Origin of the sequence: Enterobacter cloacae complex sp. IR5459 (genome assembly GCF_049238005.1) — a bacterium.
Classification (GTDB): Bacteria; Pseudomonadota; Gammaproteobacteria; order Enterobacterales; family Enterobacteriaceae; genus Enterobacter; species Enterobacter hormaechei_C.
Genome location: NZ_JBMKIG010000005.1, coordinates 288,184 through 300,420, shown reverse-complemented (window position 1 = coordinate 300,420; position 12,237 = coordinate 288,184). Strand labels below are relative to the sequence as shown.

At 55.5% G+C, this 12,237-nt stretch carries 12 protein-coding genes and 1 riboswitch; of the genes, 3 read left to right on the top strand and 9 right to left on the bottom strand.

The genetic code is table 11. The annotated features are described in order from the left end of the window. The first annotated feature begins 26 nt into the window (after positions 1–26). Positions 27–842, top strand: a complete 816-nt coding sequence (rlmA, locus tag ACOTX4_RS13175) for a 23S rRNA (guanine(745)-N(1))-methyltransferase (protein WP_045329821.1) — start codon at positions 27–29, stop codon at positions 840–842. On the opposite strand, the gene mntP is transcribed toward rlmA, so the two are convergent. The 5 genes from mntP to manX form a co-directional block, all read right to left on the bottom strand. Further along, a complete protein-coding gene (gene mntP / locus ACOTX4_RS13170; protein WP_003859911.1) occupies positions 839–1,405 on the bottom strand; it encodes a manganese efflux pump MntP in 567 nt (188 codons plus the stop codon). The genes rlmA and mntP overlap by 4 nt on opposite strands. 1 nt (position 1,406) lies before the next feature. Next, positions 1,407–1,608: riboswitch (yybP-ykoY riboswitch) on the bottom strand. Between the two features lie 198 nt (positions 1,609–1,806). Then, positions 1,807–2,265: a DUF986 family protein gene (locus ACOTX4_RS13165; RefSeq protein WP_003859912.1), complete on the bottom strand. Its 459-nt coding sequence runs from the start codon at positions 2,263–2,265 to the stop codon at positions 1,807–1,809. A gap of 54 nt (positions 2,266–2,319) precedes the next feature. Then, entirely contained in the window at positions 2,320–3,171 is an 852-nt protein-coding gene (locus tag ACOTX4_RS13160; protein ID WP_006810994.1) for a PTS mannose transporter subunit IID, read from the bottom strand. A 12-nt stretch (positions 3,172–3,183) separates the two neighbouring features. Next, positions 3,184–3,984: a PTS mannose transporter subunit IIC gene (gene manY / locus ACOTX4_RS13155; protein WP_003859914.1), complete on the bottom strand. Its 801-nt coding sequence runs from the start codon at positions 3,982–3,984 to the stop codon at positions 3,184–3,186. 47 nt (positions 3,985–4,031) lie between these two features. Further along, positions 4,032–4,994, bottom strand: a complete 963-nt coding sequence (gene manX, locus ACOTX4_RS13150; protein WP_045329814.1) for a PTS mannose transporter subunit IIAB — start codon at positions 4,992–4,994, stop codon at positions 4,032–4,034. 266 nt (positions 4,995–5,260) lie between these two features. Here manX and ACOTX4_RS13145 point away from each other — a divergent pair, with 266 nt between their 5' ends. Both ACOTX4_RS13145 and yoaE read left to right on the top strand, forming a co-directional pair. After that, a complete protein-coding gene (locus ACOTX4_RS13145; RefSeq protein ID WP_071785693.1) occupies positions 5,261–5,470 on the top strand; it encodes a protein YoaL in 210 nt (69 codons plus the stop codon). Further along, positions 5,458–7,017, top strand: coding sequence for a CNNM family cation transport protein YoaE (gene yoaE, locus ACOTX4_RS13140; protein WP_045329812.1), 1,560 nt, complete (start codon positions 5,458–5,460; stop codon positions 7,015–7,017). The genes ACOTX4_RS13145 and yoaE overlap by 13 nt, the downstream gene beginning before the upstream one ends. A 6-nt stretch (positions 7,018–7,023) precedes the next feature. Here the strand turns inward: yoaE and ACOTX4_RS13135 are convergent, their stop codons facing one another. The 4 genes from ACOTX4_RS13135 to pabB form a co-directional block, all read right to left on the bottom strand. Continuing rightward, positions 7,024–8,622, bottom strand: a complete 1,599-nt coding sequence (locus ACOTX4_RS13135; RefSeq protein ID WP_045329810.1) for an EAL domain-containing protein — start codon at positions 8,620–8,622, stop codon at positions 7,024–7,026. A gap of 129 nt (positions 8,623–8,751) precedes the next feature. Next, positions 8,752–10,116, bottom strand: coding sequence for an L-serine ammonia-lyase (sdaA, locus tag ACOTX4_RS13130; protein ID WP_003859920.1), 1,365 nt, complete (start codon positions 10,114–10,116; stop codon positions 8,752–8,754). 184 nt (positions 10,117–10,300) lie between these two features. Beyond that, positions 10,301–10,879, bottom strand: a complete 579-nt coding sequence (locus ACOTX4_RS13125) for a CoA pyrophosphatase (protein ID WP_003859921.1) — start codon at positions 10,877–10,879, stop codon at positions 10,301–10,303. After that, positions 10,876–12,210 (bottom strand): aminodeoxychorismate synthase component 1, encoded by a 1,335-nt coding sequence (pabB, locus tag ACOTX4_RS13120; RefSeq protein ID WP_045329806.1) that lies wholly within the window; start codon positions 12,208–12,210, stop codon positions 10,876–10,878. Before pabB ends, ACOTX4_RS13125 begins: the two co-directional genes overlap by 4 nt. Positions 12,211–12,237 lie beyond the last annotated feature (27 nt).

Genomic DNA, 12,237 nt, shown 5'->3' with positions numbered 1-12,237 from the left:
CTTTTGGTTTACGCCCTGGAGCTGTCATGTCTTTCAGTTGTCCCCTTTGCCACGCGCCGCTGACGCGCGCGGAGAAAACGTTTATCTGTCCACAGGGACATCAGTTTGACCGGGCGAAAGAGGGCTATGTAAATCTTCTGCCGGTACAGCACAAGCGCTCCCGGGACCCGGGTGACAGCGCGGAGATGATGCAGGCGCGCCGGGCGTTTCTCGATGCCGGGCATTATCAACCGCTCAGGGATGCCGTTGTCGCCTTACTCCGTGAATATCTGACAGAAGGCGCATCCGCCATGCTGGATATCGGCTGCGGCGAAGGTTACTACACCGCCACGTTTGCTGACGTGGCGGCTGAGAAGGGCGCCGAAACGTACGGGCTGGACGTATCTAAAGTGGCTATCCGTGCGGCAGCCAAACGCTACTCAGCGGTAACGTTCTGCGTGGCCTCCAGCCACCGCCTGCCGTTTGAGGAAGCGAGTATGGACGCCGTGGTGCGTATCTATGCGCCGTGCAAGGCTGAGGAGCTGGCGCGCGTCGTTAAGCCCGGTGGCTGGGTTATCACCGTCACGCCAGGGCCGCGTCATCTGCTGGAGCTAAAAGGGCTGATCTATGATGAAGTTCACCTGCATGCGCCTCACTCTGAACAGCTGGCAGGCTTTGCGTTAAAGCAGGCGCAGTCGGTAGCGTATGAAATGATGTTGCAGGGAAGTGAAGCGGTGGCGTTACTGCAAATGACGCCGTTTGCGTGGCGGGCAAAACCAGAGGTGTGGGAAACGCTGGCAGCGCAGACAGAATTTCGCTGCCAGACGGATTTCAGCATCCATTGCTGGCAGCGCGAAGGTTAACCCGCGAAGTGTGCCCAAAGGATTTGGGCACCAATCCCGATCAACACGATACCGCCCAGAATTTCGGCGCGTTTGCCTAACAGCGGGCCAATGAACCGACCCACCATCATCCCCAGCGTTGACATGATCAGCGTGGCGCAGCCAATCGCCAGCGCGGTGGCGATAATATTGACCTGCAAAAACGCCAGACCGACACCCACGGCCATTGCATCCAGGCTGGTTGCGATGGCGGTTGTCACCAGAAGCCAGAAGCCGTGGCGTTGCAGCGGCGCATCATCTTCATCGCCGTTGCCACGAAAACCTTCAATCACCATACGTCCGCCGAGGAACACCAGCAGCACGAAAGCAATCCAGTGATTCCACTCCAGCACAAACTGGCTGGCGAGCATCCCCAGTCCCCAGCCGATAAGCGGCGTCAGCGTTTCGATAGCGCCAAAGATGAGACCGGTACGCAGGGCTTCGGAAAATTTAGGTTTATGGAGAGTGGCACCTTTGCCGATAGAGGCGGCAAATGCGTCCATGGACATGCCAAAAGCCAGAAGGATCGTAGCGGAGATATTCATAAGAGCGTCCAGACCGGGGATATCCATATGACACATCACTGCCCCCAGTAAACAGCAGTTGATGTATCTATGGTCTCGCCTGATCGCTTCTGGCACAGTAATTGTGCTTAAAAACGATCCGTACGCGCCACGTTTTTCAACGAGTATGTTGACACGTACATTTCCCGCAGGCAGGAAATCGGCTACTCCCCAACGACGGGCGCAACCTTAACATATTTTGAGAATATAAAACAACAACGAAGATGGCTTTATATAGCCACTATGTTGATAACGATTTTCATTTAGATTTATGCGTGAAAATATCGTTAATAAATATAAGTCAATTAACAGAGGAGATATAGCACCGGCTATATTGCTGGTTCAAGAATAATGCAATATATAGCAGATGCTATAATTATAAATCATTGAGTTTTAACAAGTAATTTGTATATCTTTTCCAGGTCATCAATATTTCTGACCCGGATGAGCAGGCGGCGTTGTTCTAATTGCATCACCAGAACCCCGTCTTCGGATAAATTCATCTCTTTAATACGGTTATATTCTATCCAGACATTGGCGAAGAAGAATCCGTGTTTTTTAAAAATGAGTTTTGGCGAGCGGATCCAGAACAGGTAAATCGCCATTAATGCCAGCGCACATAATAACCATGTGGTTAATATTGCGCCGTGGCTGGTCACATTATTGTAAATGAGGATGACTACCAGACCGGCGAAGATAAACGCATCAATGCGTCCACGGCGTAAGAGGGGAAGGGTCAGCAGCGTCTCGCCGTGGCGGCGAGGCATAATAAACTCGTCATAGATCGCGTAAGCCAGAAGGGCAACAATAAATAAAACCAGTACGGTGTCCGTGACAGTCATTCATCCTCCAGATAAAAAGACCGGGGGCAAGCCCCCGATCAGTAACGCATTTTATTACAGACCCAGCAGGCCGACAGCGTAGCCCGCGATACCGATGACGAAGAAGCCAACGATGATCCAAAGCGGGTTCACTTTCTTACGCAGCAGCCACATACAGGCGAAGGTTAACAGCAGCGGTACCAGGCCCGGCATCAGCTGGTCCAGAATGGTCTGCACGGTGGTAACGCGCGTCTGACCATCCTGACCGGTGATCGTTGATACCACCAGCGGGATGTTTACGTGCGTCCACTTGTTAACCAGCGCCCCCATTACAAACAGGCCGAGAATTGACGCCCCCTCAGTCAGTTTTTGCAGGAAGCCGCCGCCCATATCCTTAACGATATCCACACCTTTACGATAGCCGTACGCCACGCCGTAGTAACGGGTCAGCAGACGCACCGCGTTGAACAGGATGAAGAACAGCAGAGGACCGAGCAGGCTGCCGCTCATGGCGATCCCGGCGCCCAGCGCCGCAAAGACCGGACGCACGGTACCCCAGAAAATCGGGTCGCCCACGCCTGCCAGCGGCCCCATCAGACCAACTTTGATACCGTTGATGGCACCATCGTCGATTTCAGCCCCGTTCGCACGCTGCTCTTCCATCGCCAGCGTCACGCCCAGAACCGGCGCCGCAACATAAGGATGGGTGTTGAAGAATTCCAGATGACGCTTAATTGCCTGACGGCGTGCTTCGTTGTTTTCCGGATACAGGCGTTTGATGGCCGGCACCATGGAGAAGCAGAAGCCGAGCGCCTGCATACGTTCGAAGTTCCATGAACCCTGAAACAGGTTAGAACGGATGAACACGCCACGAATATCACCCGGAGTGAGTTTTTTCTCAGTGGTAGTTTTTGTCATATCAACCATTTCGCTCACCTGTTAGTCCAGTTCGTTATCGAGATCGTTGTTACCAGCAGCCTGCGCAGGGGCACCCGCGACACGGTTGTATTTCGGGCTGAGCTGGATATAAAGAATCGCCATCACCGCACCAATCACACCCAGCGCAACCAGGTTGAAGTTGGTGAACGCAGCGGTAACGAAGCCGAGGTAGAAGAATGGCATCAGGTAGCCCGCGCGCATCATGTTGATGACCATCGCATAACCGACCACCACGATCATACCCCCGGCGATATTCAGACCGCTGGTGACCACTTCAGGGATCGCATTCAGCATGCCCTGAACTTCGCTGGTACCGACAGAAATCGCCACGATAACTGCAGGGATCGCGATACGCATCGCTTGCAGGAACAGGGAAGAAACGTGGATCCAGGAGAGCGCGGTGAGGTTGCCGTTTTCGGCCGCCTTATCCGCCGCGTGCTGGAAGGCCACGGTAATAGTACGGACAATAATGGTCAGCACCTGACCCGCTGCGGCCAGCGGGATGGCCAGCGCGATACCGGCACCAATACTCTGATGACCGGCGATAACCAGAACGGTCGAAATAATGGACGCCAGCGCGGCATCTGGCGCAACTGCCGCACCGATGTTCATCCAGCCGAGGGCGATCATTTCCAGGGTACCGCCGATGATGATACCGGTTTTCATGTCACCGAGAACGGCGCCAATCAACGTACAGGCCACCAGAGGGCGGTGGAACTGAAATTCATCAAGTACGGACTCCATACCCGCAATACACGCGACGATGAACACCAGCACAATCTGAAGAGTAGTAATCTCCATTGCACTTCTCCTATTACATAAGCTCTATATGAAAAACCGGCCCGGGCTTATTTCCCCACTTTGCCGATCAAATCCATCATTTTCAGTTTCTGATCCGTGGAAACCTTACGGGCTTCCAGCTCGATACCGCGTGCATTCAGCTTGTTGAAGGCCTCGATATCTTTCGCATCCACTGAAATCGCGTTGTTGACCTGCGTTTTGCCCTGACGGAAAGCCATACCGCCAATGTTAACGGAGGTGATTTTCACGCCGCCTTCAACAATGCGTTCAACGTCTGTCGGGTTGGTGAACAGAAGCATCACGCGTTCGCCCGCGTATTTCGGGTTGTTGTAAACGCGGATCATTTTGGCGACATCCACGACGTGCGCGGTGACGCCCGGCGGTGCAACCTGGGTAAGAAGGGTTTTACGGACAGTGTCGGCGGCCACTTCGTCACTGACCACGATGATGCGTTGTACGTTGGTCTCTTTGGTCCAGCGCGTCGCCACCTGGCCGTGGATCAGACGGTCATCAATACGCGCAAGGCCGATAACCATGTAATCGTTCGGACCCATTGGCTTCGCCGGTGCAGCGGCTTTTGGTGCAGCAGGGGCAGGGGCAGGTTTTTCAACCGGCTGCGCTTTCAGCGCCTTCACGCCTTCGCGACCGGTTTCCACCGCCAGCGCCACCAGCTCGTCAAAGCCTGGGTAGTCGTCACGCGCCATGAAGGTTTCCACCAACATCGGGATATTCACCCCGGCGACGACTTCATAATGCTCTTTATCGACGACAATGCGGCTGGCAGCGTTGAACGGGCTGCCGCCCCATGTATCCACGAGAAACAGCACGCCTTTGCTGGTATCCAGCTTCTCAAGCTGAGCAGTGTATTTTTCAATCAGCGTCTCGGCATTTTCACCGGGAACGAAATCGATCCAGCCGACGTTTTCCTGCTCGCCCAACAGCATTTCTGCCGTTTTGAGTAACTGCTCCGCAGCCCAACCATGTGTGCCTATGACAATAGCAATGGTCACTTGCTACCTCCTTTTATTATCATTTATACGTCTGCCAGGCAGGCGTACTGAGAATCGTATTGGCGAACCGAATCGATTCAGATAAGGGTTAGAGTTCAAAAAAACTAAGACTTCCGCGAATTATTTTAGATAGTGAAAAAATAATTTATGTGATGAAGATCCGTAATTTAGCTACGCCTTACAGATTTTTCTCTAAGATAATCCGCGTGTGTTACAGAAGTTTGCAAAGGAACGTAAATCTTTGCTAAAAACCAATTGTCTCTGATATGTTTAGCGTCCGTTTAATTATTCAGGAGTATAGGGCTACAGCCCACTATATGGACCGTCACCGACGTCAGTCATCTTCCAGGCCATTCCGCGCCTTAATCACCGGCGATCTTCGCCACGCATCGACTCTCATTCCCTTTGAAATGCCCGACATTAGCGGGGCACCGTTTTGTCATTCCTTTAGCAGGAGCGTGTCATGGAATTCTTAATGGACCCGTCAATCTGGGTAGGCTTGCTTACGCTGGTCGTGCTGGAGATCGTTCTCGGTATTGATAACCTGGTGTTTATCGCCATCCTCGCAGATAAACTGCCGCCGAAACAGCGTGATAAAGCCCGTCTGATCGGCCTCTCGCTGGCGCTGATCATGCGTCTGGGCTTACTGTCTGTTATCTCGTGGATGGTCACCCTAACGAAGCCCCTGTTCACCGTCATGGATTTCACCTTCTCCGGCCGCGATTTAATTATGCTGGTAGGGGGACTGTTCCTGCTGTTCAAAGCCACAACAGAGCTGCATGAACGGCTGGAGAACCGGCAGCACGATGATGGCCACGGTAAGGGTTATGCCAGCTTCTGGGTGGTTGTTCTCCAGATTGTGGTGCTTGATGCGGTCTTCTCTCTGGATGCGGTGATTACGGCAGTCGGCATGGTGAACCATCTGCCGGTGATGATGGCGGCGGTGGTGATTGCGATGGCGGTAATGCTGCTGGCGTCGAAACCGCTGACGCGTTTCGTCAACCAGCATCCGACGGTCGTTGTGCTGTGTCTGAGCTTCCTGCTGATGATTGGTCTGAGCCTGGTGGCAGAAGGGTTTGGCTTCCATATTCCGAAAGGCTACCTGTACGCCGCGATTGGCTTCTCGATTCTGATCGAGCTGTTTAACCAGATTGCGCGCCGTAACTTTATTAAGCAGCAGTCGAATCAGCCGCTGCGAGCCCGTACCGCAGATGCGATTCTGCGACTGATGGGCGGACGTCGTCAGGTCAACGTGCAGGCTGATAACGAGAACCGTAACCCGGTTCCGGTGCCGGAAGGCGCGTTTGTGGAAGAAGAACGCTACATGATCAACGGCGTGCTTTCGCTGGCTTCCCGCTCCCTGCGCGGTATTATGACGCCGCGCGGCGAAATCAGCTGGGTGGACGCCAACCTGAGCGTCGACGAAATTCGTCAGCAGCTGCTCTCCTCGCCGCACAGCCTGTTCCCGGTCTGCCGGGGTGAGCTGGATGAGATCATCGGTGTGGTACGCGCGAAAGAGATACTGGTGGCGCTGGAAGAGGGCGTTAACGTCGAGGCCGTAGCGGCCGCGTCGCCCGCTATCGTGGTGCCTGAAACGCTGGATCCGATCAACCTGCTGGGCGTATTGCGCCGTGCTCGCGGGAGCTTTGTTATCGTCACCAACGAATTTGGTGTGGTACAGGGCCTGGTGACGCCGCTGGATGTGCTGGAAGCCATTGCCGGTGAATTCCCTGATGCGGATGAAACCCCTGAAATCGTTGCCGACGGTGACGGCTGGCTGGTGAAAGGCACCACCGACCTGCACGCGCTCTCGCACACGCTGGGCGTCGAAAACGTGGTCAATGATGATGAAGATATTGCCACCGTGGCGGGGCTGGTGATCTCCGTTAACGGGCAGATCCCGCGTATCGGTGATGTGCTGGAGCTGCCGCCGCTGCAAATTACCATCGTCGAAGCCAACGACTATCGCGTTGATATGGTGCGTATTGTTAAAGAGCACTCTGCGCACGATGAAGAAGAGTAACGTTATCTAGCGTAACGGCAGTAAGGGCACGATGTGTCCGTTGTGACGGGCTGGCGGAGAGTGACTTTCCGCCAGCCATTTCGGAAACTCGCGCAGCGGCATTGGCCGCGCATACAAGTACCCCTGCAAAATATGTACGCTGTGACGGCGCAGGTAGCGTGACTGCTCCTCGGTTTCCACCCCTTCCGCAACCAGTTCAATATTCAGCCGCTGGCCAAGCGCAATAATAATATCTGTTACCGTTGAGTTCACGGCGTCGGTGCCGATCGCGGTGGTGAAGGATTTATCAATTTTCAGCACATCCGGATGCAGTTTTTCTAGCCATGAAAGTGAGCTGTTGCCGGTACCAAAATCATCAATCGCAAGTTTCACCCCTTTGCGGTGCAGCTCCCGCACGATGCGGTAATCCACATCCAGCAACGCATCGCGTTCGGTTAACTCCACGATCAACTGTTGAACAGGGCTGGCGTTAAACCAGATGCGGTTGAGATCCTGGATAAGCGCAGCGCGGCGAAAATGGCTGGCGGCCACGTTAATGCCGATATGGAAATCGCGCGAGGCAGGGAAATAGCCTATCTGCCGCACCGTTTCGCTGATGACGTAGCGGGTAAGCGGAACAATCAGGTTATGTTCTTCGGCCAGAGGGATAAAGACATCGGGCGAAATCCATCCCTGACGCGGGTTGTTCCAGCGCAGGAGGATCTCGACGCCGGCGCATTCCCGGGTGCGGGCATTCACCAGCGGCTGGCAGAAGAGTTCAAACTCCCGGGCCGCAATTCCCATGTTGATTTCCCAGGTGAAACTGATTCGCCGCGCCGTGGCGAGCCAGGCGATATAGCCCATCAGTAAGCTGAGCATCAACGCCAGCGGCAGCTGGGTGGGCAGATTTTTTAACGCCATTTCGCCAGGCCCGGGGCCGCTCACCGTGACGCTGAAAGGGTAATGTTGTGACGACTGTTCCAGCAGGGAGGCGTTTTCATCGAAGGTCGGCGTAGTCGTCACCTGTTGCCCGTCGCGGAGGAAGTTATCTCCTACTCTCAGGACAACGTCGGTGATCTGCGGCCGCTGCGGCTCGAGAATCATTTTAGTGATGAGATCGATATTCACCACCTCCATCACCCCGTCGTTGCCGTCGCCCGCAACGGGAGACCACTGAATCAGTACCGGGCTGCCTTTTACCAGCCACCGGTCAGTCGACAGCAGCAGCCTGGATTCACTGACTGGAAGCTCCGGCACAAACTCACTGACGGGCACATTACGGCTGCCAAAGACGCTTGAGCAATACAGTATTCCGTCTTGAATGAGGGCGATGGAGCGTACGGTCTGGAGGATCGCCGCCTGTTTTCGCAGGATTAGATTTGCTTCGGAACAGGGTATGCCAACCAGTGAAAGTAGCGTTTCACGCTGGACCTCTAACGAGAGAAGCACCTTATCAAGCGCACGCACGGTGTGGTGGGTAAAGTCGTGGATCCGATCCTGATTTATGTTGCGCTGTGAAATAAAGCGAATGCCCAGCGTCAGGACGAGCGTAACGAGCGCAACCGTGACACAGACGATAACGCGTTTTCGGCGATAGTCTTTAATGATCGTTTGTGCAGTTTGCATGAACGGTCGCCTGTTAAGCACCGGCCAGAAAAGCCAGACGCAACAGTGACAGTGTAGTGGGGAATACGTGAAGCGACGAGACGAGAGGGGAAAATTCGCCCATCCGTTGCAGATGGGCGAAAGGAAGGCTTAGTCGCACTGCACCTTAATGGCCAGACCGCCGCGCGAGGTCTCACGGTACTTCGCGTTCATGTCCTTGCCGGTTTCGTACATGGTTTCAATAACCTTATCCAGCGACACGCGTGGCTCGCTGGTACGGCGCATCGCCATACGCGAGGCGTTGATCGCTTTGACGGAGGCGATGGCGTTACGCTCAATGCACGGCACCTGCACCTGACCGGCAACCGGGTCACAGGTCAGACCGAGGTTGTGCTCCATACCGATTTCCGCCGCCACGCACACCTGCTCAGGGCTGGCGCCCAACAGTTCCGCCAGACCCGCTGCCGCCATAGAGCAGGCCACGCCCACTTCACCCTGACAGCCTACTTCGGCACCAGAGATGGACGCATTCATTTTGTACAGCGCGCCGATAGCGCCTGCCGCGAGGAAATAACGGATATAGATATCCGGTGTCACGGGCTCAATAAAGTGATCGTAATAGGCCAGCACCGCCGGAACGATACCGCACGCGCCGTTGGTCGGCGCCGTCACCACGCGACCACCCGCTGCGTTCTCTTCGTTAACCGCGAGGGCAAACATGTTCACCCAGTCGACCACGTTCATTGGGTCATTGGAGAACTTGTCGGTGGTGACCAGCATGCGGCGCAGCGCAGAGGCACGACGCGGTACGCGCAGAGGCCCAGGCAGAACACCCTCGGTGTTCATCCCGCGGTCAATACAGGCGCGCATGGTTTGCCACACGTTAGCAAAATAGTCTTCGATCTCTTTCTTGCTGTGCAGCGCCAGTTCGTTCTGCATCACCATGCCGGACAGGGACAGACCGGTCTCTTTGCAGTAGCCCAGCATCTCGGTGGCCGATTTAAACGGATAGGGCACATTGACGTCGCCCGCGCTCTCTTTACCAAAGTGTTCTTCGTCAACGATAAAGCCGCCGCCGATGGAGTAGTAGGTTTTACTGTAGATCTCTTTTTCGCCGCTCCAGGCGTGGATGGTCATGCCGTTTTCATGCAGCGGCAGGTTGTCGCTACGAAAACGCATCCCGTCATCCTGCGGGAAGTCCACTTCGTGCTGACCGTTAGCCAGCAGTAAGCGTCCGCGCGTTTCCACGTCGCGGATAAATGCCGGAATGGCATCAATATCAACAGTGTCCGGCATATTGCCTGCCAGACCCATAATAATGGCGATATCGGTGTGGTGGCCTTTACCCGTTAATGACAGTGAACCGTAAACGTCTACGGCGACACGGGTAACGCTTTCCAGTAATCCTTTTTCGACCAGATCATCGACGAACTGTTTACCGGCCTTCATCGGCCCTACAGTGTGGGAAGAGGAAGGACCAATCCCCACTTTGAACATGTCGAATATACTAATCACTTTCACACTCCTGACAGGGTTACTGGGGTTCCAGTAACGATGTTATAACTGCGCATAGTGTAAGAGGGAACACCAACCTCGGCTTAACTATTCACATGAATTAAACTAATGGTTAACGATGGTTTTGCTAATAGCGCGACGCCGAGCGCAAACCTGCCAGAAAAGGGTGGAATGTAAAGTATAGTCAAGGCTTCAGGCCGATTTGCAGGGCCAGCTCACGAATGATGCCTGCCGTCATGCCCCAGACAAAATAATGCTGATACCACGACAGCCAGACCCGATGATCGTGTCCGCGGCGGTGAATATCCAGTGGGTGATAGCGGCCCAGACGAAGGGCCTCTTCCAGCGGCATTTCGAACACCGCTGAAACTTCATCGACGCTGGCGTGATACTGAAGATCGGGCGGAATAATGCCAACGACCGGCGTGACCTGAAAACCGGTTACGCTGTCCACTGGCGGCAGCACGCCGATCACCTCGACTGTCTCCGGGGGGATCGCCACTTCCTCATGCGCTTCACGCAGTGCGGCGGCAATCAGGGATGCATCGGTGCTGTCCACCGCGCCGCCCGGAAACGCAACCTGACCGGCGTGTTTTCGCATATGCGGTGAGCGCTGGGTAAGCAACAGACCCGGCTGCTCACGGCGCACGACCGGGATCAGCACCGCCGCCTGACGTTGATTCAGCGTGGCGCGGCTAACCTGGGGCCGCAGAAGCTGAAAGCGTGACAGAAAATCATCCAGCGTCAGGTTGTCTTTCTTCACCGTGAGTTCTCCAGTTGTTTCAGGATACGATTCACTTTATCAAAGGTTTCCTGATATTCCGCCTCGACCTGGCTATCGGCCACAATGCCACCGCCTGCGGAACAGTACAGGTTACCGTCGCACGCCGTCAGGGTGCGAATAGTGATGCTGGTATCCATGGTGCCGCACAGACTCACATAGCCGATGCTGCCGCACCAGGCGTTGCGGCGATGTGGTTCCAGTTCGTCGATGATCTCCATCGCCCGGACCTTCGGCGCGCCGGTGATGGAGCCGCCCGGAAACGCGGCGCGGAGCAGATCGCAGGCGGTTCGCGAGGCCGGCAGGCGTGCGGTGATGGTGCTGACCAGATGATGCACCGCCGGGAATGGCTCCACGACGAACAGCTCCGGCACGCGCACGCTGCCCGGCTCGGCGACGCGACCAATATCATTGCGCATCAGATCGACAATCATCAGGTTTTCAGCGCGATCTTTGGGAGAGGCTGCCAGCGTCTCCGCCTGCTGGCGGTCGGCCTCGGCGTTGGCAAGGCGCGGCAGGGTGCCCTTTATCGGGCGGGTCTGAATCATACCGTCAGCCAGGTGAATAAAACGCTCAGGCGAAAGGCTGAGGATGGCGCCGTGTTCAAGGCGTAAAAATGCACTGAACGGGGCCTTATTGCTGGCATTGAGGCGGGTAAACGCCTGCCATTCGTCTCCCTTGTACGCCGCCTGGAAACGCTGGGCAAGGTTGACCTGATAACAGTCGCCACTGTGAAGATACGCCTGCACACGGGAGAATTTTTCCGCGTATTCCTCCGCGCTCATGTTCGAGCGCCAGCCGGAGGTCAGCATAAAGTGTTCCGGGGCGGCGGGCCGTTGCGCCTCAAGCCAGGCCAGACGCGCCTGTACGTCCCGGTGGCTCAGCAGAGAAACCGTCTGCTTACGGTGATCCACGATCAGCGCCCAGTCATACAGCCCCACCGCCATATCCGGCAGGGAAATATCCGCCTGCGCATGCTCAGGCAGCGTTTCGAAACGGCGACCCAGATCGTAACCAAACAGGCCCAGCGCGCCCCCCTGGAAAGGCAGATCCGGATCAGGTGTGGCAGTTAAGCCCAGAGCATCGATCTCGTTCTGAAGCCGCATCAGCGGATCGTCCGTTGGCGACAGCGCATCGGTCGTCAGCGTTTTAACCGGGTCGGCCACCAGAATATCAAAGCGGCTGTAGGGGTGATCCGCATGGCCGGAGTGCAGCAGCATGGCAAAAGGAAGGTGGCTCAGACGGGCAAACCAGAACTCCGCGGCGTCAGCACGCCAGGGCAAGGTCATAACAGTGGGGAAGCGCATGTTCATGTATGGCATACTACCGGGCAGCGTGAA

Excerpts from the sequence above, each read along its gene's own strand:
- ACOTX4_RS13135 (WP_045329810.1), bottom strand. The coding sequence starts at position 8,622 with ATGCAAACTGCACAAACGATCATTAAAGACTATCGCCGAAAACGCGTT.
- rlmA (WP_045329821.1), top strand. The coding sequence starts at position 27 with ATGTCTTTCAGTTGTCCCCTTTGCCACGCGCCGCTGACGCGCGCGGAG.
- yoaE (WP_045329812.1), top strand. The coding sequence starts at position 5,458 with ATGGAATTCTTAATGGACCCGTCAATCTGGGTAGGCTTGCTTACGCTG.
- ACOTX4_RS13160 (WP_006810994.1), bottom strand. The coding sequence starts at position 3,171 with ATGGTTGATATGACAAAAACTACCACTGAGAAAAAACTCACTCCGGGT.
- mntP (WP_003859911.1), bottom strand. The coding sequence starts at position 1,405 with ATGAATATCTCCGCTACGATCCTTCTGGCTTTTGGCATGTCCATGGAC.
- pabB (WP_045329806.1), bottom strand. The coding sequence starts at position 12,210 with ATGAACATGCGCTTCCCCACTGTTATGACCTTGCCCTGGCGTGCTGAC.
- ACOTX4_RS13145 (WP_071785693.1), top strand. The coding sequence starts at position 5,261 with ATGTTTAGCGTCCGTTTAATTATTCAGGAGTATAGGGCTACAGCCCAC.
- manY (WP_003859914.1), bottom strand. The coding sequence starts at position 3,984 with ATGGAGATTACTACTCTTCAGATTGTGCTGGTGTTCATCGTCGCGTGT.
- ACOTX4_RS13165 (WP_003859912.1), bottom strand. The coding sequence starts at position 2,265 with ATGACTGTCACGGACACCGTACTGGTTTTATTTATTGTTGCCCTTCTG.